Here is a 21,884-nt window from a genome sequence, read left to right as displayed (position 1 = left end):
CTATCCCGCCTTGTACTGCCGGCTGCAGATGCCTGCGGCCAGTAAATCAACACTGCGCGCCAACGGCGATTCCGGTTTGACATCAACCGCCATCCGGCCATTGTTGGCCGCAACCGAAACCAGCAGGTACTCATTGGGCAGAATGCCGTATACCGGATACTCCAGCAGCGTCTCCATCCGCCGCTGCTCCTGCTCATTGCAAGGCTCCACCCTGGTAAATATGGTTTTTACTCTGGCCGCATGATCCGGCCAGGCTTTAAAAATTTCCAGTGCTCGCTGCATATGCTTGACTTCATAGCCATTGCTGACCATGGAAACCAGGAACACGCTGTCGGCCGCCTCGGCCGCCGCAACCGAAACCGGATTAAAGGCCGGGGGAACGTCAATTAAAATATAACGGAATAAACTGCGGGCCATACTTACCAGGTCGACCAAAGCCTTCGGACTTACATCTTCGGCAAATTCCGGCCGCTTGGTACCGCAAAGCACTTTGACCTGATCCGCAATCGGCATAAAATATGAATTGAGTGAGATCGGCGACAAAAATTTAATATCTCTGGCGGCTTCCCTGATTGTACTCGGCGGCTCCAGATTAAAGAACACCGCCATATCGCCAAACTGTACGTCAGCATCAATAATCGCCACGTTCTGCCCGCTTTTTTTCGCCAGCGCCATTGCCAGATTGGCAATCAGCGTCGTCTTGCCGCTCTTGCCCTTGGGGCTGAAGAACGTCATAACCTCGCTGATCATGCCCATACCGCTGCTGCCAAAGGTATGCACCGCCGCCACAAGCTCCTCACCGGTAAAAGGCTTGATTAAATAGCCTTTGGCGCCCGCTTTTACGGCTGTACTGGCAGCCTCGGCATTCCACTGGCTGCTCAGGCACAAAATACCGGCCTGGGGAAATGCCCGGACAAATTCACGGACAAACAATGCGCTGTCCGGCATATCAATATCCAGCAGGATCAGGTTGGGTACAAAAACGCCGCCCTGCCCCAAAGCTTCCCGCGGATTCATGGCCCGGGAAACAAGCTGGAAATCTTTGCTGTTTCGAATTACACTGGATAAGCGTTCCAGCATGATCCGGTTTTGCTCAATGAGAAGAACACGATATTCCTGCATGTTTTTTCCTTTCCGCCGCTATGTAAACAGGCGCTTTATCCAGGATGACAAAGAGGCGTTTTCCTGGTCGTTTACTTGCGGCAGGCGATTGGTATACTTGGCAACCAATTCCTGCAGACTTTGGCCTAAAGGACTTTTCTCCCGGCCAAATACCAGAGGAATGCCCTGGTGAATGGAATTGAGCGCCGTTGAAAAATCATTGGGCAATACGTGATAAAAACGTTCTTCCAGCAGCTGCTCCACATCCTGCAGCTCAATATGGGTCTTGGAATTGCTGCGGTTGAGAATAAACCGGATTTTGCTTTTGTCATAGCCAATGCTGCGCATGGTATCATAGCCGACCTTCATATTTTTTATGGTTGGAATAAAATCCACGATGCCGACAAAGGTAATAATCGTGCTGAGATCCATTACCGCCAGATTCAAGTCGCTGAAAGCCGCCGCGGTATCCAAAACAATATAGTCATATTCCCGGCGCAATCTGCCAAGCAGAGCGGTCACAGCCGGCGTCAGGATATTATAGGCCTCCTCCAGCCTCAGCGGTGCGGCCAGCACCGAAAACGCCGCGCCGCCCCGTTCATACCTTATGATATATTCACTGCTGCCCATGGTATCAACAGCTCTTTCCGCCGCCAACTGGGCGTCATAAATGGTCTTTAACGGCGACATCTGGAGATAATTGCAGACATCGCCGAATTGCAAATCAAGATCGACTACACAGACTTTATACCCATTCCGCGCCAGTTCGGCGGCCATATTGACGCCCAGCAGCGTTTTGCCGACAGCAGAGGCTGTACTGAATATAGTAAGGACAATGCCGCTTCTGACTGATTTTTCCACTATGCTTCACCGCACTTTAGTTGTTCTTGGTTTCCGTTTTTGCTCCCTCCGGCTGCCGGCTCTCAAGCAAAGCTTCCATTTCTTCGGACATGCCTGCCGGTGTTGTTTCGTCAACAAGCGTTGGCGTCACCAAAATAATAATTTCTTTCTTTTCCTTGCTTGTTGCCGTACTGCGGAAAAACTGACCAATGATCGGTAAATCTCCCAAAAACGGAACTTTGGTAATCTGACGGCCCTCCTCGGAGGTAATCAGGCCGCCGATCGCCATTGTACTGCCTGACGGCAACTGAATGACCGTCTCAGCCTTCCGGGACCGCAGCGCCGGAATCGACAGCCCGCTGCTCAGATTGATCGCCGCGGCGGAGGAGCTGTCGAGGGTGCTCACCTCCGCGCTTACCTTGCTGGTAATGCTTTGGTCAGTATCCACGACAGGTTCAATGTTCAGCTTAATCCCGTATTCACGCCATTCGACGGTAAGCTGCCCTTCGGAATTGCTCATGGGAATGGGCATTTCCCCGCCAATGAGAATATTGGCCTTTTCACCGCTCATGGTCACCATACTCGGCTGGGACAGCACCTTGGCGTCACCGCTGGTGACCAGCGCCTGCAGCGTTGCATTAATATCCGCATAACCGCCGGTCTTGGCGTTTGACGAGTCGCGGGAATTGGAAAAAGTCTGACCAAAACCAAAAATGCCGGTTGGTCCGATGGTCACGATTCCCTTTTCAGTATCAATATCAGAGGCATTCGCATACTGGATACCCAGCTTCTTCACCTTGTCGGTAGATATCTCCAGAATTTTAGCTTCAAGCCGGACCTGGTCAGGCCTGGTCATTTCCAGCAGATTAATGACTTTTTCACTGTACATTTCAGCAATCTTTTGCGCGCGGTTCTTCTGCAACTGGTTCTGCACCGAACCCTCCAACAGGATTTTATCGCCAACTTTTTCTACCATAATCCCTGCGTAACCAATCATGGTTTTCACTGCCGCCGCTGTTTGCGTATCTTGGTTAGTAACGTTTATCGCGTACTCCTGCCGCATGCCGTCATTTGTCCAGACATACAGCGTTGTTGTTCCCGGTTTCCTGGCGAGAACAAGCAGTTCCCGCTTGGAAATGACCGTGACATCGGCAAGCTCCGGGTCGGCAACGGCGACGCGCGTAATTTCTTCACCTGCGCTGAAACAAAAAGACCGGCTGACATCCAGGGAAATGGTCTCCTGCGCCGTTGCCGTCCCACCCATATAAAACAGCGCAAATATAAAACAAGCCGAAAGAAATAAATTCTTGCCTATCATCTGGTTTTTGTTCATTGCACTTTACCCCTATCGCACTTCTACCATATTTGCTGAGCTGCCGCGGATGACCAAAATGCCGTCCGCACGTTTTTGGACCGGCGCTTCCTGCTCCGGCGCAGGCCTGACAGGCGGCGCAGCGGAATCCGCTTGCGCCGGGCGCGGCATTTCCGGAGCCTGTCCGAACTGCGCCAGCAGCTTGGTGGTCAATACAAAACTTTCTTTTGGTTGTAAGGGGCGAAGAACAAGATATACCATCCCCTGTGACTGCGCCACAGCCAGCCGGACTGCCGCCGCCGGGTCAACCGCCAGGGTGGCGGTAGCCATTTGCTCGGCCTTGCCGTCCTTGCTCCCTGCTGTGGCGGCACTGCTTTTATTAATTGCCAGCAAAAGGATGTTCTGCAGAATCATTTCCCCTGAAATGGTATTGGGGTAGGCCTTGTCGGTAACCAGCATGACATCCACATAATCGCCGGGTTGGGCAAAGCCGGAAATTGCCGTCGTGTCCGTTATCGCAATCGACATGGCCCGCTTATCCGCCGGAATACTGCCGGTAAAACCGGCCAGCCTGATATCGCCAAACAGTTTTTTTTCCGTTACGGGGTCACCCTGCAGAATACTGATTCTCGCAGTCTTCCCCACCACAGAGGACAAATCGGTTACCGTATCCGGCTGACTAAGCTCCCGCGGCAGTTGAACCGTTTTGAGCATTTCAGACTTGATGACCGTTTTTTCCGGAATATCTACAGCCGCAATAACCACGCCTGTCAGCGGCGGCTTTTCCTGCTGCTCATTTTCCAGTTTCGCCAGATAAAAATACAGCAGCAGCGTAAACAGCAAACTCACCATAAAGGCCAGCAGAATAAGGCGCTTTGGCGCCATTTGTTCTAATTTTCCTACCAGTCCTTTTGAAATTTGAGGCAAACTCAAAATAAATCCTCCCAATGCAAAACATGACAACCCCATCCACAATTACATTATGTTAAAAGCAAAAAAGCCTGGCTGCATAAAAAGAATACAAAATTACATTTGTAATCAGTTTTTTATGCAACCAGGCAGTCATAGACATTCTATCCTTAGACCCACGGCTTTGCGTCCTTAGCTTTCGCATAAGTTTGCCAATTATTTCATTTTCTTTACAAAATAATACTAACGCATTATCATAAAATCTACAATACTTACTTAAATAAAATCATGAAATTTTAACAAAATCATAATAAATTCCCAAATCGGGCATTTACTCTTGCTGTCCCGGTTTTTGTTCCGCCGGCCTTACGAAATGACACCAGGGAACGCCCGGCGGCAAACTTCACCCTGAAAGGCGGTCTCCCCATGCCTGACCAAATGGCATTCTTTGGTATGGTCCTTACGCTTTTAGCGTTAACAATCATTGTAAGTCAAATATTAGCGGCAACAATCGCCGGTTTAATGAACCGCTCTGTCGCCATTCTGGAAGCCCCGCAAAAGCTGCTGTGCGTGCAGTCCCGGCGCCCGCTCATTCTGCTTGCCCTGATTTTCCCGCTGTACGCCCTGAGCGGGCAGCTGGCGATTGATGCGGCGCAGCTCTTAAGCTTCTGGGTCTTTATCGCATTCATGCTCTTGATCAGTGTGATGGATTTTGAACAGCAGATCATTCTGGATCAGGTACTCCTGCCCTTACTGTTCCTGGCCCTGTGCTTTTCGCCTGTTTTGCCGGCCCTGCTCGTCAACCGCCTCCTGGCTGCGGCCGCCGGAGGGTTGATTTTTTTCCTTATCGCGGTCCTCACCAAAGGAGGACTTGGCGGCGGCGATATCAAGCTGCTGTCTGTTCTCGGCTTATGGCTGGGCACGGAAAAACTGCTGCTCACCGTGCTGCTGGGCTGTTTAAGCGCAGGCCTGATCAGCGCCTTCTTGCTGTTGGGCAAAAGAAAAAAGCCCGGGGACACCATAGCGTATGGCCCTTATTTTGCTTTCAGCGCTATGATTGCTCTGCTCGCCTAACGTTGCCCGGTCTCTTTTATATCTATAATTATTTAAATAATATAATTTAAATAATTTATTTTATTTAAAACACTTCCAAATTAATGGCAAAAACGCTATAATATAAGTAACAACAAATAATTAATTTACTTAATTAGGAGTGGTTGCTATGTCAATGCTAACCCGGGTTGTTTACGGACTATTCATTGCCGTATTAGGTGTGGCATTTACCTTGTATACGTTTGGTCTGGTCATTGCCGCGCCATTTTTGATATTAATAAAAAACTGCAATAAACTGTTTAACCGCAATACCTTGGGCAGCCGTAAGCTGCAAAACGTTTAACGATACCATGCGTCAGCAAACGATTTTCCTGCTCCGTAACCCTGCATATTGTTTATTCCGGATACCAGCTTGCCTAATGTCCGGCCTTATGATAAAACCACGCCGTCCGGCGTGGTTTTTATTCTTGTTTTATTCGTATTTTCCTACATATCGACAAACTCATTTAAGGCCGCCCCCGGGGTAATCATAGGCCTGACAAAATCTTCGGCGACATTGACGACAATAACCTCCGGCCGGCTGGATGACCAGGCTGCGTCAAAAGCCTGACAAAACTCTTCCGGCCGGTTTACGGTGACGCTGTGTATGCCAAAAGCCCTGGCATACATGGAAAAATCAACCTCCTGCGGCAAACAGCAGGCAGTGTAGCGTTGATCATAGAAGGCGTGCTGCAGCTGTCTGATCATGCCCAACCCGCTGTTATTGATAATGACGGTAATCACCGGCAAACACTGGGCCGCTATTGTGAAAAATTCATTCCCGGTCATTTTTATGCCGCCGTCGCCAACAATATTAACGATTCGCCGGCGGTCACCTAACGCTAACTGGGCGCCAAGCGCGGCAGGCAGACCGAAGCCCATTGCCCCCAAGCCCCCGGAAGTTATCCAGGAACGGGGCGTTTCAATTTTCAGATGCTGGGCCGCCCACATTTGATGCTGACCGACATCGGTGGTGAAAGCGACCGGCTGTCCGGCGGTTTTTTCGGCCATTTGCCGCATTACCCAGGGTGCGTTTAACGCGCTGTCGTCATAGCGAAAGGTATATTGCCGCTGCCATTGGCCGATGGTATTCCACCAGTCAGCAATATTCCCCGGCCGGCAATATTGCTCAAGCAGGGTCAGAATTGTTTTCATATCACCGGCCAAACCCAAATGGGTTAAGACATTTTTGTCAATTTCCGCGGGATCAATATCAATGTGGATGACCACTTTATCACTCGAATACTGAGCCCGGTTACCGGTCAGCCGGTCACTAAAACGACTGCCGGCGGCAATGATCACATCAGCGCCGTGTACCGCATTATTTGCCGCCTGCCAGCCATGCAGGCCGGTTAAACCCAGGAATTGATCACTTGCCGCCGGAAAAGCCCCCAAGCCCATCAGTGTACTAACCACCGGCAGCCGGAGTTTTTGGGCCAAGGCCAGCAGCTCAGGACTGGCGCCGGCCGAAATAACCCCGCCGCCGGCGACAATGACCGGCCGGCTGGCTTTGCCAATCGCTTCAGCCGCTTCCCTCACAAGATTTTCAACCCGGCGGGTTAGCTTCCAGTCAGGCAATGGCATCACTGGGATGGTGTCAAAATTAAATTCGGCGCACAATACATCACGCGGAATATCCACCAGCACTGGGCCGGGACGGCCGCTGCCGGCAATTTTAAAGGCCTGCCGGAGCAGCTGCGGCAGTTTGCGAATATCTTTAATTTGTAAATTATGTTTGGTAATCGGCATGGTAATGCCGGTAATATCCACTTCCTGAAAAGCATCACGCCCCAGCAAATTTGTCGGTACTTGAGCGGTGATGGCCACAAGCGGCACCGAATCCATAAACGCCGCCGCCAGTCCGGTAACCAAATTTGTCGCCCCCGGCCCGGAGGTTGCTATACATACGCCGACCCGGCCGCTGGCCCGGGCATAACCGTCGGCGGCATGGGCTGCTCCCTGCTCATGCACAGTAAGAATGTGCCGCAGGCCTGTCGCATCATATAAGGCATCATAGAGAGGCAGAATCATCCCGCCCGGATAGCCGAATATCGTATCAACACCTTGCTCCACCAGACATTCGATCACTGCCTTAGCTCCCGTCATCTTCATGGCTGCCCTCCTTTCTGTCATACGACGATACGTTTAAATATTCCGTTCAATCAACCGGGCCATGTCCTCAGTTGACACTTCCGTTAATCCCGGACGGTACAAATCGGCAGTCCGGTAGCCATCGGCCAGAACCTTATCCACCGCCCGCTCGATGCTTACTGCCGCGGTTTCTGCGGTAAGCGAGTGTCTAAGCAGCATTGCCGCTGACAGAATTGCTCCGACCGGATTGGCAATGCCTTTGCCGGCGATATCCGGAGCGGAACCATGAATAGGCTCGTACAAACCGGGCCCTTCCCCCAGGCTGGCTGACGGCATCATGCCAATTGACCCGCCTAAAACGGCGGCTTCATCACTTAAGATGTCGCCAAACAGGTTGCTGGTCACAATAACATCAAAGTTTTTCGGCGCTAACGCCAGCTGCATTGCACAATTGTCCACATACATGTGACTCAGCGTCACACCGGCATATTTTTCCGCCGCCTGCTCAGCCGTACGCCGCCACAGCCTTGAGGATGCCAGCACGTTGGCCTTGTCAACAGATACCACCCGGCCCCGGCGCAGTGTTGCGGCCTGACAAGCCAGCGCCACAATTCTGGACACCTCAGGAACGCTGTAAACCTCAATATCCCAGGCTTTTTCAACACCGTCAATCACGGTGGCTTCACAATGGTCGCCAAAGTATATGCCGCCGGTAAGCTCTCTGACAATCAGTATGTCAATATCACTGACAATCTCCGGCTTTAAGGGTGAATATTCCGACAATGACGCCGGCACCCGGATAGGCCGTAAGTTGGCATACAGCCCCAGAGCTTTTCGCAAGCCCAGAATGGCTTTTTCCGGCCTTAGCTCCGGCTGGACCGCATCCCATTTCGGACCGCCCACCGCGCCCAACAGAATGGCGTCAGCCTGCCGGGCCGCCGCCACTGTACGCTCCGGCAAAGGCAAACCGTACAAATCAAGGGCGGCGCCGCCAGCCTGGTGCGTCTCAAAAACCAGTCCCAGCGAGTGTTTATGGTCAGCCCGCCGTAATACGGCAACAGCGGCGGCAGTGATTTCTTCCCCGATCCCATCGCCAGGAATAACCACAATCGCTTTACTCATTTTTGCGCCTCCTTCACATAGTTCACCAAGCCGCCGGCTTTGGCAATATCCTGAATGAACCCAGGCAGGGGCTGCGCAGTAAAGACTTCGCCTGTTGACAGGTTTTCCACCGAGCCTGAGCTTAAATCTATACTGATTTTGTCACCGGCTTTAATCCGTTTCACCGCCGGGCCGATTTCCAGCAGCGGCAGGCCGATATTAATCGCATTGCGATAAAAAATCCGGGCAAAGCTGTCAGCCACCACTACCGATATGCCGCTGGCCTTAATGGCCACCGGTGCGTGTTCACGCGACGAACCGCAGCCAAAATTTTTGTCGGCCACAATGATATCACCCTGTTGCACCTTACCGGCAAAATCAGGATCAATGTCCTCCATACAGTGGACAGCCAGTTCTTGCGGCTCGGAAGTATTCAGATGCCTGGCCGGAATGATCACATCAGTATCCACGTTATTGCCATAACGCCAAACCTTACCTTTTAAAATCATGCCAATACCTCCTCAGGAGCGGCAATGCGGCCTAGTACAGCGCTGGCCGCCGCCACATACGGCCCGGACAGATAAACTTCACTGTCTACATGCCCCATCCGCCCGCGGAAATTCCGGTTCGTTGTCGCCACAGCCCGCTCACCGGCCGCCAGAATGCCCATATAACCGCCGAGACAGGGACCGCAGGTCGGCGTGCTGACCACAGCGCCGGCTTTAATGAAGGTTTCGACAAAACCGCGCTGCATTGCTTCCAAATATACCGCCTGACTGCCGGGAATAATAATCGCCCTGACCGCAGGGTGAATGCTTTGTCCGGCCAAAACCTGAGCCGCCTGAGCCAAATCCTCAATTCTTCCATTGGTACAGGAACCAATAATGACCTGATCAATCACCGTTTCCGGCACCTCCTGCACCGGCCGGACATTCTCCGGCAAATGCGGCAGAGCCACCACCGGCGTCAACTGATTCAAATCAATGGTTACTACCTGCGTATATACTGCATCGGTGTCAGCCTGAACCTCCTCATACGGTTTGGTCACCCGGTCTTTAAGGTAATCTCTGGTCACATCATCCACCGGAAAAATGCCGTTCTTCGCTCCGGCTTCAATAGCCATATTGGCAATGGTCAGCCGGTCGGCCATAGTCAGCGATGCCAGTCCGCCGCCGGTAAACTCCAGCGACTGGTAACGAGCCCCGTCTACGCCGATCATGCCGATCAGTGTTAAAATGACGTCTTTGCCCCCCACCCATTTAGGCAGGCTTCCGGTTAATTCAACCTTGATGGCTGCCGGTACTTTAAACCAGGTATCGCCGGTAGCCATTGCCGCCCCCATATCGGTTGACCCGACACCGGTGGCAAACGCGCCTACCGCCCCGTAGGTACAGGTATGAGAATCGGCGCCGATAATAACCTCGCCGGGAGCAACCAAGCCCGCTTCCGGCAATAACACATGCTCAATCCCCATCCGGCCTACTTCAAAATAATTGACTATTTCATGTTTCCGGGCAAACTCCCGGACAATTTTGGTCATCTCGGCTGACTTGATGTCTTTATTGGGGGCAAAATGATCAGGCACCAGCACAATCTTCTCCCGGTCAAACACCGGCCGGCCAATTTTATCAAATTCTTTGATCGCCGGAGGTGAAGTAATATCGTTGCCCAGTACCAGATCCAGCCGGCACTTGATTAACTGTCCGGGTGAAACGGCGGCTAAACCGGCATGCCGGGCCAGAATCTTTTCCGTCATCGTCATGCCCATACTAAACAACCCCTTCCTTATGCCCGGCCGGCGAACAACCGCAAACAGCCAGCATCTTGTTAATGGCATTCAGATAAGCTTTGGCGCTGGCTTCAATGACATCGGTGCTAAGACCGCGGCCGCTAAAGGTTCGTCCGTCCCGCTCAATCCGGACGGTTGCTTCGCCCAGCGCGTCTTCACCCGCCGTTACCGCTTTCAATTGATAATCCTTTAAATCAATCGACAGTCCTACTGCCTTTTCCAGCGCTTTAAAAATTGCGTCAACCGGCCCGTCGCCGCAGCTGGCTTCTTCAATGACTTTATCCCCGCTGCTTAATTGAACAGATGCCGTAGCCGCCGTTTTGTTGCTGCTGACCACAGTATGATAGACCAGCCGGTACCATTCGGGAGCTTCCGTCTTTTTCACATTGACCAGAGCTTCTATATCACGGTCAAACACCATTTTTTTGCGGTCAGCCAATTCTTTAAACTGGCCGAACAGATTGTTGACCGTTTGACTGTCCAGCTCATGACCGAGCTGCTTAAGCCGCTCTTCAAAAGCGTGCCGGCCGGAGTGCTTGCCTAAAACAATGGTATTATGGCTGATGCCAATCGATTCCGGCTGCATAATCTCATAAGTTAACGCGTGATTCATAATCCCATGCTGATGAATACCTGACTCGTGCGCAAAAGCATTGTCACCGACTACCGCTTTATTCGGCGGCAAAATGATTCCGGTCAGGGTACTGACCAGCCGGGACGCGCGGTAAATCTGCTTTGTGTCGATACCGGTTGCCGCCCGGTAATACTCCCTGCGGGTATTCAACGCCATGACCAGTTCTTCCATTGCGGCATTGCCGGCCCGTTCACCCAGGCCGTTAATCGTACATTCCACCTGGGTTGCGCCGTTGGCCACAGCCGCCAGCGAATTGGCCACAGCCAGCCCCAGATCGTCATGGCAATGTACACTGATCACCGCTTGGTTAATATTGACCACATTCTCCCGCAAATAGGCGATTAATGCGCCAAACTCGCCTGGCGAGGTATAACCCACGGTATCCGGTACGTTGATGGTGGTAGCTCCCGCGGCAATTGCCGCACGATACACCTGACAGAGAAAATCCCAGTCGGAACGCGAAGCGTCTTCAGCGGAAAACTCAACATCACTGACAAACTGCCGGGCATACCTTACGGCATCCTGCGCCTGGGCGAGCACCTGCCCCCGGCTCATTTTCAGCTTATGCTCCAAATGAATGTCACTGGTGGCAATAAACGTATGAATCCGGGCGCTCTCAGCTTTTTCCAGCGCCTGCCGGGCAGAGTCAATATCTTTCTTGTTCGCCCTGGCCAGAGCGGCGATGGTCGGTCCCTGAATATTGGCCGCCACCATACTGACAGCCGCAAAATCGCCGGGTGAAGCAATGGGAAATCCGGCCTCGATGACATCGACCTTCAATTTGGCGAGAGCCTGGGCGATTTCCAGCTTCTCGCCGGCTTCCAGACAAACGCCGGGGGTTTGCTCGCCATCGCGCAGCGTTGTGTCGAAGATTTTAATTCTGGTAATATCCAAATCAGCCACCTCCTTGGTAGTTTTATTGGTAAGGCTGTTGAAACTCTGACAAATTCGTGTTCCAACAGCCGCTTGATGCTTACTTCTTATTCAACCAGGTCATCATTGACCGCAGTTCCTTGCCCACTTTTTCCACCTGGTGCTCGGCTTCTCTTCGTCTGGTTGCGGAAAACTCAGCCCGGTTGGCCTGATTTTCCAATATCCAGTTTCTGGCAAACACACCATTTTGAATTTCAGCCAGTACTTTCTTCATCTCTGCCCGGGTCTCGTCGGTAATAATGCGCTTGCCAATCATATAATCGCCGTACTCGGCCGTATCGCTAATCGAATAGCGCATCGCAGCCATACCGCCCTCATACATCAGATCCACAATCAATTTCATTTCATGCAGACATTCAAAATAGGCCAGTTCCGGCTGATACCCGGCTTCCACCAAAGTTTCAAAACCGGCTTTGATCAGTTCGGTGCAGCCGCCGCACAACACAGCCTGCTCGCCAAACAAATCGGTTTCGGTTTCTTCTTTAAACGTTGTGGGCAGAACCCCGGCCCTCGCCCCGCCAATGCCGCGGGCGTACGCCAAAGCCAGTTCCCGCGCGGCGCCGCTATAGTCCTGATGAACAGCCATCAAACAAGGTACGCCGCCGCCTTCGGTAAATACCCGGCGAACCAAATGACCCGGTCCCTTTGGCGCAACCATAAATACATCGACATTGCCGGGTGGAATAATCTGGTTAAAATGAATATTAAAACCATGGGCAAACACCAGAGCGCTCCCAGTTTGCAGGTTAGGAGCAATTTCCTCCCGATAAACCTTGGCCTGCTTCTCGTCCGGAATTAGAATCATCGTAATATCGGCGGCAGCTACAGCCTGAGCTACCGGGGCAACAGTCAAACCATCGCTTTCCGCTTTTGTCCAGGATTTGCTGCCTTGATACAAGCCTACGATTACACTGACGCCGCTATCCTTAAGATTAAGAGCATGGGCATGCCCCTGACTGCCGTAACCAATCACCGCTACCGTTTTGTTTTGAATTAAATCCCAGTTTGCATCCTGCTCATAATACATCTTCGCCATCATTATCGCTCTCCTCGTATTTTTTATAAATGGTATGATCGCCCCGTTCCAGCCCAATCAGGCCGGTACGGATGGTTTCAAGAATCCCGTAAGGCGCCAGTATTTCGGTAAATGCGTCAATTTTTTCATCATCGCCGGTAATTTCCAAAATCAGCGTGGTTTTTTGAGCATCCACGACTTTAGCTCTGAATATTTCCGCCATTTTTAGAATTTCCGCGCGAGTATCGCCTTCAGCGTTTACCTTTAGCAGCGTCATCCCCCTGCTTACCGATGAATGCGGCGGCAAGATCCGGACAGCAACTACCTCCACTAATTTTTCCAGTTGTTTAATCATTTGGCTGATAATGGCCTGATCCCCGTGAACAACAACCGTCATCCGCGAATACTCCGGAAGCTGAGTAACACCAACAGCCAGGCTGTCGATATTAAACTCTCGGCGCGAGAACATGCTGGCAACCCGCACCAATACCCCCGGCTGATTCTGTACCAATACTGACAATACGTGCTTCAATGGCCTCCCCCCCTTGGAACGGAATATAAAAAACGCCCCTATTGACCAAAGCCTGGTCAATAGGGGCGGATTAACCGCGGTACCACCCTACATTGTACTCATTACGCTGGACTAATACCAGCAAACCGCTTAACGCCGGGCAGCGCTTTCCTCTAGCCCAAATACCGGCCGGCATTTGCGTTCAAGGAAAGAGTTCATGGGCGAGCTGAGCAAACTAGCACACCGGTTTACAGCACCACCGGCTCTCTGCAGTGTCATCATTTGCCTTTTACCCAATCATTACTTGTATTAGGACTTAAGTCCATGAATATTACGTTGTATACATTATCCCAATACCAAATGGTTTTGTCAAGCTGTTTTTGTTAATATTTTTTCCAATAATTTCAACATTTGTATTATGTAAAAACACATTTTTATTGTAGACAGCTGTCCCCCAAATAAACGCAGGCATTTATTGGCAAAACAGCAGCCCGGCCCATTGAAAAAAATTCCAGGTATTCTCTTTCGTAACTTTTAGATACTAATAGCAGGGCCAAATATAATTTTAAGGAGGTTTTTGCATGACATCCAACAGCAAAACAAGTGAAAGCAAAGCAAAATACGGTACTCTTACTGCTACCGCGGATGCTAACAAGGAGTACTCCAGCTCAACTTCCACTCAGTCGCCGAATACTAGTGCCAGCAAAGCTCAATACGGCACGATGACTGCATTGTCTGACGCTCACGGCGAGTATTCCTCCGCCAGCGGCAGTGCTGCTCCTAATACCAATGCCAGCCAAACGCAATACGGTACTTTGACTGCCCAATACGATGCCAACAATGACTATGCTTCCACCGGCAGCAGCGCCGCTCCTAACGCCAATGCCAGCCAAACGCAATACGGCACTTTGACTGCCCAATACGATGCCAACAATGACTACGCATCGTCAACAGCCGCCAAAAATGCCAAAAAAACTCCGCAAGGCACTTTGACCGCTAAGTACGACGCCAACGGCAAAGCATAAGGCAAAAAGCGGCGATCAGGCTCAGGCCTGATCGCCGCTTTTTTATTTATCCTAGTCCGCCAGTCTTGAAACTGCCAGTGGATGGTGAGACCAATTTTCGTAAGACCAGGTGGAGGAATGAGGCCTACGGACGTATGCCGACTGACGATAAAGAAAACACGGTTTATACCGAGCGTAGCGAAGGCAAAAACCGATGTTGCCCTTATGCCGTTACGGCCAACGCAGCAGTGCGCAAAAGATACGCTGGCTAAGCTAAGATTTAACTTGGTCAAGACACTAGGGCCGCGCTAAAAATACTTCACTTGCTGTAAGCGGTCATATACTCTGTGCCCAGCTTTTCATATTGCTCCAATACCCGGATGATATCTTCCTTCCGTCCGCCCTCCACAGAAGTTATATCCGGAATGCCAATCGTCTCCTGCAAAATGATTTCAACATGAAACGGCGAGTAGCCTAGCGCCATCAGCCTATTATATAACTTTTTTATTCGTTTTTCGACCATTATAACAGCTCCCTTCCAAGTGATAAAATAAAAAAATGTAAACGTTTTATTGTCAGCAACGACCTGCTGCCAGCTTTCCCACGCCGAACAGCTACTGCAAATAAAAGACTCAACAAAACTATTTATATGCAGCCCATGCTTAACTTATGCACAAATAAAACAACGGCTGCAAGCCTGATTAGGCCGAATCAGCTGTGTACAAGATACCAGACTTGATAAAGTATTAGGTTTGTACAACGCATCTTTTCCGCTGTCTAAAACTAACATCTGCCTTGCCAAGGCGCTAGCAAACAACTGATTATTTTTATCTTACCTTAAAGTATATAAGATAATGATTATCATTGTCAATTTATTTTTTTATTTCTATACTCCCTTCCGTCAAACAGCTCAAAACATCCTCTGCGATTACTGCCGGTTACTATATTTATATAACAGAAAAGGCATTTGGTGACAATCACCAAATGCCTTTTCCTGATACAGTTAAATAATTATGCTTTGCCGGGCGGTACAGTCTATAAACCGGCCAGCTTTTTGTAGCTTTCCAGTCTTTCTTTTGCATCCTGCTCCGTTTTGGCAAACAGCGCTTCGGCAAATTCCGGATACTGTCTCTTCAAGGACGAGTAGCGTACTTCTCCCATCAGAAACTCCTGGAAATTACCGCTCGGCTCTTTCGAATCTAAAATAAACGGATTTTTTCCCGCCTCTTTCAACAACGGATTATAGCGGTACGTTGACCAGTAGCCTGCCTCCACTGCTCGTTTCGTTTCCTGCTGGCTGCAGCCCATTCCTGCTCTTAAACCGTGATTGATGCACGGCGCGTACGCTATGATCAGCGACGGGCCCGGATACGCCTCCGCTTCGGCAATTGCCTTGAGCGTTTGATTTTTATCCGCTCCCATCGCGATTTGCGCTACATACACATAACCGTAACTCATCGCCATCAAGCCCAGGTCTTTTTTCTTGGTCTTTTTCCCGCTGGCCGCAAACTGCGCGATCGCCGCCGCCGGGGTCGATTTCGAGGACTGGCCTCCCGTATTTGAATACACTTCGGTATCAAACACCAGCACGTTGACATCCTCTCCCGACGCCAATACATGATCCAGGCCGCCGTAACCGATATCATACGCCCAGCCGTCTCCGCCAAATATCCATTGCGACCGTTTTACTAAAAAGTCCGCGCTGGACGCAATTTTGTTGAGCAGCTCATTGCCGCCTTTTTCCTCTTCCAATATTGCGATAATCTTATCCGCTCTCTCCCGGCTTCCTTCTCCCGTATTGCGCGTTTCCAGCCACTCGCTGAATACGGCCTCCAGCTCGGCGCTCACTCCCGACGCCAGCGCAGCCTCTATATCGCTTGCCAGGTTTTCCCTCACCGCTTTCGTTCCTAAGAACATCCCCAGGCCGAATTCCGCATTATCCTCAAACAAGGAGTTTGCCCAGGCCGGGCCATGGCCCCGGTGGTTTGTCGTATACGGTATTGCCGGCGCACTTGCTCCCCAGATCGACGAGCAGCCGGTTGCATTGGAAATCATCATTCTGTCCCCAAACAGCTGTGTCACCAGTTTCGCGTACGGCGTCTCACCGCAGCCCGCGCAGGCTCCCGAGAACTCCAGCAGCGGCTGTTCAAACTGGCTGCCTTTTACCGTCTTCTTATTCACCGGATTGGCTTTGGCCGATACACTTGTCGCATATTCCCATAACCGGGCTTGTTCCAGCTGCGTTTCCAGCGGCTTCATGATCAGCGCCTTCTGCTTGGCCGGACAAATATCCGCGCAATTGCCGCAACCCGCGCAATCCAGCGGGGAAACCGCCATCCGGTAGCTTAGTCCTTTGGCCCCCAGCGCCGCTTTTACCGCAAAACCTTCCGGCGCATTTTTTACTTCCTCTTCATCCGCCAGCACCGGTCTGATTGATGCGTGCGGACATACAAACGCGCACTGATTGCATTGGATACAGTTCTCCGCCTGCCACTCCGGCACCAAAATGGCTATGCCCCGTTTCTCATACGCCGCCGTTCCCACCGGGAACGTTCCGTCTTCCATCCCGGCAAACGCGCTGACCGGCAGGGCATCCCCTTCTTGCCGGTTCATTGGCTCAAGGATGTTTTTGATGAATTCAGGCGCATCTTTTGCTGCCGCCGCTTCGTCCGCCGCGCCCTTCCAGCTTTCAGGCACCGCTACTTTAATCGACGCCTCTATCCCCTGGTCAATGGCCGCGTTGTTCATATCAATAATCTTTTGCCCTTTATTTCCGTACGATCCAACCACTGCGTCTTTTAGATATTTTACCGCGTTTTCCAGCGGAATGATGTTGGCCAGCTTAAAGAACGCCGATTGCATGATCATGTTGAAGCGACCGCCCAGCCCCAGATCCTGCGCTATTTTTACCGCATTGACTATATAAAAGTTTATTTTGTTCTCGGCTATATACCGTTTCATCGCTCCCGGCAGTTTTTCTTCCAGCTCTTCCTCCGTCCAGGTGCAGTTCAGCAGAAATGTCCCATTGGCCTTCAGCCCTGCCAGTAAATCGTATTTATTTACATACGACTGCTGCGAACATGAGATAAAGTCTGCTTTATGGATCAGGTACGGCGATTTTATCGGCTGTTTCCCAAATCTTAAGTGCGACATGGTGATTCCGCCCGACTTTTTCGAGTCATAGGCAAAATACGCCTGCGCATACATCTCTGTTTTATCCCCGATGATTTTGATTGCGCTTTTGTTCGCTCCCACTGTTCCGTCAGAGCCTAAGCCCCAGAATTTACAGGCCGTTGTTCCCGCCGGCGTTGTGTCTATATCCGCTCCGCCTATGGGCAGCGATTTAAACGTGACATCGTCTACAATCCCAACCGTAAAACCATCTTTCGGCTGCTCGGCTTTCAGATTATCGTACACTGCTACGATATGGCTCGGGACAATATCCTTGCCTCCCAGGGCATACCGCCCTCCCACAATCACCGGCTGGAAATCCTGGCGGCCATAAAATGCTGTTTTTACGTCAAGATACAGCGGCTCCGCCAACGCTCCCGGTTCTTTCGTTCTGTCTAATACCGCAATTCTTTTCACTGTCTGCGGAATATACTTGAAGAAATGTTCCAGCGAAAACGGGCGGTATAAATGCACTGTCAGCAGGCCGACCTTTTCGCCTCTGGCGTTCAGGTAGTCAACCGTTTCCTCGGCCGCCTCACACACCGAACCCATCGCTATGATCATTCTCTCCGCATCCGGCGCTCCATAGTAGTTAAACAGGTGATATTCACGCCCGGTCAGCTTGGTGATCTCCGCCATGTAGCCTTCAATCAGCTCCGGCAGGGCATCATAATACTTATTGGCTACTTCCCTTTCCTGGAAGTAAATATCCGGATTCTGCGCGGTTCCCCGCACGACCGGACGATCGGGGTTCAAGGCGCCTTTTCTGAATTTATTGACCGCTTCCCAGTCTAATAATTTTTCCAGTTCACCGTATTCCAGCACTTCTATTTTTTGTATTTCATGGGATGTTCTGAAGCCGTCAAAGAAATTAATGAACGGCACCCGTCCTTTGATTGCCGCTAAATGCGCAATAGCGCTCAAATCCATCACCTGCTGCACGCTGCTCTCAGCCAGCATCGCACACCCTGTTTGACGGGCCGCCATCACGTCCTGATGATCGCCGAAAATACTCAGGGAATTGGCCGCAAGCGCCCGGGCGCTCACATGAAATACTGCGGGCAGCAGCTCACCGGCAACCTTATACATATTCGGAATCATCAGCAAGAGACCTTGCGATGCGGTATATGTCGTGGTAAGCGCTCCAGCTTGTAATGACCCATGCACAGCACCAGCGGCTCCGGCTTCCGACTGCATTTCAATCAGTTTTACCGGTTGCCCAAAGAGATTCTTTTTGCCCTGGGCCGCCCATTCATCCACGCTCTCGGCCATTGGTGAGGACGGAGTAATCGGATAAATTGCTGCAATATCGGTAAATGCATACGATATATGCGCGGCGGCTGCATTACCATCCATGGTTTTCATTTTTCCTGCCACTGAACTAATCGCTCCTTTATTTTTTTTTGACTAATTGGGAATAAAACACTAAGTACCTGCAAGCATTGTTAAATTATTCACATGTTTTGCCTGCAAAGTACCCGCATCTGATAAGATCCGGATACCTTGCAATTTTTTCACGCTGCAACGAGCTTGATATTTCTCAGGGAAGCAGGCCTATTTTTTTTGCTTGTTCCTGCAACGACGGCTGGAATTTAGGATGAGCAATTTCCAACAGCGCCGCAGCTCTTTGCCGAATGCTTTTGCCACGCAGGTTAGCGGTGCCATATTCTGTAACCACGTACTGCACATCATTGCGGCTGGTCGATACGGCTGCCCCCTTATCCAGTTCGATTACAATACGCGAAACAGACCCTTTCGCTGCGGTTGACGGCAAGGCAATAATTGATTTCCCACCGGGAGACCGGCTTGCGCCCCGGACAAAATCCACTTGCCCGCCAATGCCGCTAAATTGCTTCGATCCCATCATTTCCGCATTGACCTGACCCATTAAATCCACTTGTACAGCGGAATTAATAGAAATCATATTTTCATGCTGGCCAACAACGCAGGGATCATTCACATAATCCGACGGTCTTAAATACACTACCGGGTTTTGGTCAATAAAATCATACAGTTTGCGTGTCCCCATCAAGAAAGTGGCGACAAATAAGCCGGAATTGATGGTTTTTTTACGATTCGTAATGACACCGGCGTTAACCAGATCTACTACCCCGTCCGAAAACATTTCTGAATGGATCCCCAGATCCTTCTTGTCCTTCAGGAACAGCAGTACGGCATCCGGAATAGCCCCAATGCCCAATTGCAGGGTTGCGCCGTCCGGCACCAGGTTGGCGATCTGCTGTCCGATACTGCGTTCCACGTCACCAATAACCGGCGAGGGCAGCTCGATTAAATCCTCCTCTTGTTCCACAAGCAGGCTGATATTATCAAGGTGTATTCTCGCTCCCTGGGTACGCGGCAACCGCCGGTTCACCTGGGCGATTACCAACTCGGCGGTTTCAGCCGCGGCAACCGTATAGTCGGCTGATATGCCATAGCTGCAAAAGCCTTCTTCATCAGGTGGCGTTACTTGCAGCAACGCCACCTGAACCGGAAGAATTTTTTCCTTAAACAGGCGGGGAATCTCCGAGAAAAAGCAAGGAGTATAATCAGCCCGCCCCTCTTCCACCGCCTTGCGGGTACTCCGGCCGACAAACAGGGCATTATGCCGAAAGCTTTTTTCCATACCCGGCTGGGCATAAGCGGAATCTCCCATTGCCACCATATGAACAATCTCAACATTTTGCAATTCCTGGTAGCGTTCGGTCATTGCCTTGGTTAACGCCTGGGGTTCCCCGCAGGCATGACCAATCACCACCCGGTCGCCGGATTTAATACGCTTAACGGCTTCGGCCGCCCCAACCAGCTTATGCTGATGCTTTTTTTGCCAATTTTCCATCCTCATCACTCATTCCGCTATAGATTAGCCGCCAGCCAGGGCAGCTTTGGTGCTAATTTTTTTTAGTGCTGATTTTTTTTCTTGATACCGGCAATCTCTTTCGCCAGTTCCTTTTTGCTGCCCAGGTCGCCCTGCCGGGCAATCATTACTCTTTGCGCCTGTGGCGAGCCGGCGCCATGCATGGACTCTGTCCGGTAGCCGACCGCAGCAGTGCCCAGCGTCAGGTTTTCCACCAGCCGCAGAATCCGCATCCGGTCTTCCATTGGAATACTGTCTACTCCTTTAAAGTATTTTTCTACAATTTTACCAATTTCCGGATGACGCAAATCATGCTCCGACGGCAGGGTAACCATCAGGCCGCCGGCGACATCTTCGGCCAGCCGGGCGATTTCATAGGGCAGTCTGGTAATATTCTGTTTGCAAACATTGGCCAGCAGCAAATCAATTATATAGTTGCCTGAGGCCGTTTTCTGCCCTTCAGCCGAACAGGCAATGCCGCAGGAATACAACGATTCATTTAAATGCACCATTTCAATTAATTTGTCTTTAATATGCGAAGCTTTTGCAACCCCGTTGTATTCGGCAGCCAAAGCCGCAGCCCCAATGAGGACATCGCCAACCCCAACCTTACAGCCGCCGTAACTTTGCCGGTGGTAACCGGCAAAACGCTCAACCAGACTGCCGCTGAATTCATATTCACCGCACATGAATACATACTCCCAGGGAATAAACACATTCTCAAACACCATCAGCGCCTCGTGGCCGCCAAATTGTTTATTGCCGACATCGATTTCAACGCCTTCCAGTTTGCGGGTATCGCAGGACTGCCGGCCATAAATATAGAATACTCCTTCGGCGTCAGCCGGCGCGGCAAAAGACACGGCATAATCGGCATCGTCCTTGCCCATGGCGATGGTGGGCATAACCAGTATCCAATGCGAATTAATCGCCCCGGTTTGGTGGGCTTTGGCGCCTCTGACCACGATGCCGTCAGCCCGCTTTTCCACTACTCTAACGTACATGTCGGGATCGGCCTGCTTATGGGGCGGCAGGCTGCGGTCACCTTTCGGGTCAGTCATTGCGCCGTCCACAGTCCAGTCCTCTTCCTGCATCCGCTCAAGAAACTTGGTAAACCGTTTATGATAGTCAGTGCCCAGTTTTTCGTCCATCTCAAATGTTACGCTGTCCACCGCATTAATTGCATCCATTCCTACACAGCGCTGAAAGCAGGCCGCGGTCTTTTGACCAAGCAGCCTCTGCATTTTAACTTTTTTAACCAAATCATCGGTGTTCTGATGCAAGTGGCAGAAACGGTTGACCCGCTCGCCGTTCAAATGCGACTCAGCGGTCATCAGTTCCTGATATTCCGGAATCTGCGCCAGTTCATAAGTTTTTTTCACCGAATTCAGGGATGGCCGGATGATCGGATGATCAACCGGGTTTTCCACCAATTCCCCCTGCACATAGACCTTTAGCTTCATTTTCCGTAAACTTTCTTCATATTGCTCTGGTGTTTTCAATGCCATTTTCATGACCTCCCCA

At 51.0% G+C, this 21,884-nt stretch carries 18 protein-coding genes, 1 riboswitch and 1 other annotated feature; of the genes, 3 read left to right on the top strand and 15 right to left on the bottom strand.

Annotated features, from left to right (window positions below):
• From BLR06_RS18255 to cpaB, 4 genes are read right to left on the bottom strand one after another with little or no spacing between them, the layout of a single operon-like run.
• The gene (locus tag BLR06_RS18255) at positions 1–1,122 is read right to left on the bottom strand and encodes a CpaE/TadZ family protein (RefSeq protein ID WP_092075026.1); all 1,122 of its coding nucleotides are present in this window, start codon (positions 1,120–1,122) and stop codon (positions 1–3) included.
• A gap of 18 nt (positions 1,123–1,140) precedes the next feature.
• Positions 1,141–1,962, bottom strand: coding sequence for a CpaE/TadZ family protein (locus BLR06_RS18250; protein WP_092075025.1), 822 nt, complete (start codon positions 1,960–1,962; stop codon positions 1,141–1,143).
• A gap of 16 nt (positions 1,963–1,978) precedes the next feature.
• Positions 1,979–3,274 (bottom strand): type II and III secretion system protein family protein, encoded by a 1,296-nt coding sequence (locus tag BLR06_RS18245; protein ID WP_245698226.1) that lies wholly within the window; start codon positions 3,272–3,274, stop codon positions 1,979–1,981.
• 12 nt (positions 3,275–3,286) lie between these two features.
• A complete protein-coding gene (gene cpaB / locus BLR06_RS18240) occupies positions 3,287–4,186 on the bottom strand; it encodes a Flp pilus assembly protein CpaB (RefSeq protein WP_092075024.1) in 900 nt (299 codons plus the stop codon).
• A gap of 113 nt (positions 4,187–4,299) precedes the next feature.
• A riboswitch (cyclic di-GMP riboswitch) is annotated at positions 4,300–4,386 on the bottom strand.
• A 202-nt stretch (positions 4,387–4,588) separates the two neighbouring features.
• Between cpaB and BLR06_RS18235 the strand changes: the two genes are divergently transcribed.
• Together BLR06_RS18235 and BLR06_RS19675 are read left to right on the top strand one after the other, a co-directional pair.
• Positions 4,589–5,236: a prepilin peptidase gene (locus tag BLR06_RS18235; protein WP_092075023.1), complete on the top strand. Its 648-nt coding sequence runs from the start codon at positions 4,589–4,591 to the stop codon at positions 5,234–5,236.
• 148 nt (positions 5,237–5,384) lie between these two features.
• Complete coding sequence (locus BLR06_RS19675) at positions 5,385–5,558, top strand: hypothetical protein (protein ID WP_173813086.1); 174 nt, start codon at positions 5,385–5,387, stop codon at positions 5,556–5,558.
• A gap of 143 nt (positions 5,559–5,701) precedes the next feature.
• Here the strand turns inward: BLR06_RS19675 and ilvB are convergent, their stop codons facing one another.
• From ilvB to ilvN, 7 genes are all read right to left on the bottom strand, one after another.
• Positions 5,702–7,360 (bottom strand): biosynthetic-type acetolactate synthase large subunit, encoded by a 1,659-nt coding sequence (ilvB, locus tag BLR06_RS18230; RefSeq protein ID WP_092075050.1) that lies wholly within the window; start codon positions 7,358–7,360, stop codon positions 5,702–5,704.
• A gap of 39 nt (positions 7,361–7,399) precedes the next feature.
• Positions 7,400–8,467, bottom strand: a complete 1,068-nt coding sequence (gene leuB, locus BLR06_RS18225) for a 3-isopropylmalate dehydrogenase (RefSeq protein WP_092075022.1) — start codon at positions 8,465–8,467, stop codon at positions 7,400–7,402.
• Positions 8,464–8,955 carry a 3-isopropylmalate dehydratase small subunit gene (locus tag BLR06_RS18220; RefSeq protein WP_092075021.1) on the bottom strand — a complete coding sequence of 164 codons (492 nt, stop codon included), beginning with the start codon at positions 8,953–8,955 and terminating at the stop codon, positions 8,464–8,466. The genes leuB and BLR06_RS18220 overlap by 4 nt, the downstream gene beginning before the upstream one ends.
• Positions 8,952–10,214 carry a 3-isopropylmalate dehydratase large subunit gene (leuC, locus tag BLR06_RS18215; RefSeq protein WP_092075020.1) on the bottom strand — a complete coding sequence of 421 codons (1,263 nt, stop codon included), beginning with the start codon at positions 10,212–10,214 and terminating at the stop codon, positions 8,952–8,954. The genes BLR06_RS18220 and leuC overlap by 4 nt, the downstream gene beginning before the upstream one ends.
• A gap of 1 nt (position 10,215) precedes the next feature.
• A complete protein-coding gene (locus tag BLR06_RS18210) occupies positions 10,216–11,763 on the bottom strand; it encodes a 2-isopropylmalate synthase (RefSeq protein ID WP_092075019.1) in 1,548 nt (515 codons plus the stop codon).
• Between the two features lie 79 nt (positions 11,764–11,842).
• Positions 11,843–12,838, bottom strand: a complete 996-nt coding sequence (gene ilvC / locus BLR06_RS18205) for a ketol-acid reductoisomerase (RefSeq protein ID WP_092075049.1) — start codon at positions 12,836–12,838, stop codon at positions 11,843–11,845.
• Positions 12,819–13,349 carry an acetolactate synthase small subunit gene (gene ilvN / locus BLR06_RS18200; protein ID WP_092075018.1) on the bottom strand — a complete coding sequence of 177 codons (531 nt, stop codon included), beginning with the start codon at positions 13,347–13,349 and terminating at the stop codon, positions 12,819–12,821. The genes ilvC and ilvN overlap by 20 nt, the downstream gene beginning before the upstream one ends.
• Positions 13,350–13,407: 58 nt before the next feature.
• Positions 13,408–13,638: a binding site (T-box leader), on the bottom strand.
• 271 nt (positions 13,639–13,909) lie between these two features.
• On the opposite strand from ilvN, the gene BLR06_RS18195 reads away from it, so the two are divergent.
• Complete coding sequence (locus tag BLR06_RS18195; protein WP_092075017.1) at positions 13,910–14,353, top strand: hypothetical protein; 444 nt, start codon at positions 13,910–13,912, stop codon at positions 14,351–14,353.
• Positions 14,354–14,651: 298 nt separating this feature from the next.
• On the opposite strand, the gene BLR06_RS18190 is transcribed toward BLR06_RS18195, so the two are convergent.
• From BLR06_RS18190 to BLR06_RS18175, 4 genes are all read right to left on the bottom strand, one after another.
• Positions 14,652–14,855 (bottom strand): hypothetical protein, encoded by a 204-nt coding sequence (locus tag BLR06_RS18190; RefSeq protein ID WP_092075016.1) that lies wholly within the window; start codon positions 14,853–14,855, stop codon positions 14,652–14,654.
• A gap of 512 nt (positions 14,856–15,367) precedes the next feature.
• On the bottom strand, positions 15,368–18,880 hold the full coding sequence (nifJ, locus tag BLR06_RS18185; RefSeq protein WP_423069640.1) for a pyruvate:ferredoxin (flavodoxin) oxidoreductase: 3,513 nt from the start codon (positions 18,878–18,880) through the stop codon (positions 15,368–15,370).
• A gap of 163 nt (positions 18,881–19,043) precedes the next feature.
• Complete coding sequence (locus BLR06_RS18180; protein ID WP_092075015.1) at positions 19,044–20,342, bottom strand: acetyl-CoA hydrolase/transferase family protein; 1,299 nt, start codon at positions 20,340–20,342, stop codon at positions 19,044–19,046.
• A 62-nt stretch (positions 20,343–20,404) separates the two neighbouring features.
• Entirely contained in the window at positions 20,405–21,868 is a 1,464-nt protein-coding gene (locus tag BLR06_RS18175) for a 4-hydroxyphenylacetate 3-hydroxylase family protein (protein WP_092075014.1), read from the bottom strand.
• Positions 21,869–21,884 lie beyond the last annotated feature (16 nt).

This window comes from Dendrosporobacter quercicolus, assembly GCF_900104455.1.
Lineage (GTDB): Bacteria > Bacillota > Negativicutes > DSM-1736 > Dendrosporobacteraceae > Dendrosporobacter > Dendrosporobacter quercicolus.
This window is presented reverse-complemented; position numbering and strand designations above follow the sequence as displayed.

Bases quoted from the DNA above. Each gene is read 5' to 3' on its own strand.
- BLR06_RS18255 (WP_092075026.1), bottom strand. From the start codon at position 1,122: ATGCAGGAATATCGTGTTCTTCTCATTGAGCAAAACCGGATCATGCTG.
- BLR06_RS18245 (WP_245698226.1), bottom strand. From the start codon at position 3,274: ATGAACAAAAACCAGATGATAGGCAAGAATTTATTTCTTTCGGCTTGT.
- BLR06_RS18235 (WP_092075023.1), top strand. From the start codon at position 4,589: ATGCCTGACCAAATGGCATTCTTTGGTATGGTCCTTACGCTTTTAGCG.
- BLR06_RS19675 (WP_173813086.1), top strand. From the start codon at position 5,385: ATGTCAATGCTAACCCGGGTTGTTTACGGACTATTCATTGCCGTATTA.
- ilvB (WP_092075050.1), bottom strand. From the start codon at position 7,360: ATGACGGGAGCTAAGGCAGTGATCGAATGTCTGGTGGAGCAAGGTGTT.
- leuB (WP_092075022.1), bottom strand. From the start codon at position 8,467: ATGAGTAAAGCGATTGTGGTTATTCCTGGCGATGGGATCGGGGAAGAA.
- BLR06_RS18220 (WP_092075021.1), bottom strand. From the start codon at position 8,955: ATGATTTTAAAAGGTAAGGTTTGGCGTTATGGCAATAACGTGGATACT.
- leuC (WP_092075020.1), bottom strand. From the start codon at position 10,214: ATGGGCATGACGATGACGGAAAAGATTCTGGCCCGGCATGCCGGTTTA.
- ilvC (WP_092075049.1), bottom strand. From the start codon at position 12,838: ATGGCGAAGATGTATTATGAGCAGGATGCAAACTGGGATTTAATTCAA.
- BLR06_RS18195 (WP_092075017.1), top strand. From the start codon at position 13,910: ATGACATCCAACAGCAAAACAAGTGAAAGCAAAGCAAAATACGGTACT.
- BLR06_RS18190 (WP_092075016.1), bottom strand. From the start codon at position 14,855: ATGGTCGAAAAACGAATAAAAAAGTTATATAATAGGCTGATGGCGCTA.
- BLR06_RS18180 (WP_092075015.1), bottom strand. From the start codon at position 20,342: ATGGAAAATTGGCAAAAAAAGCATCAGCATAAGCTGGTTGGGGCGGCC.
- BLR06_RS18175 (WP_092075014.1), bottom strand. From the start codon at position 21,868: ATGGCATTGAAAACACCAGAGCAATATGAAGAAAGTTTACGGAAAATG.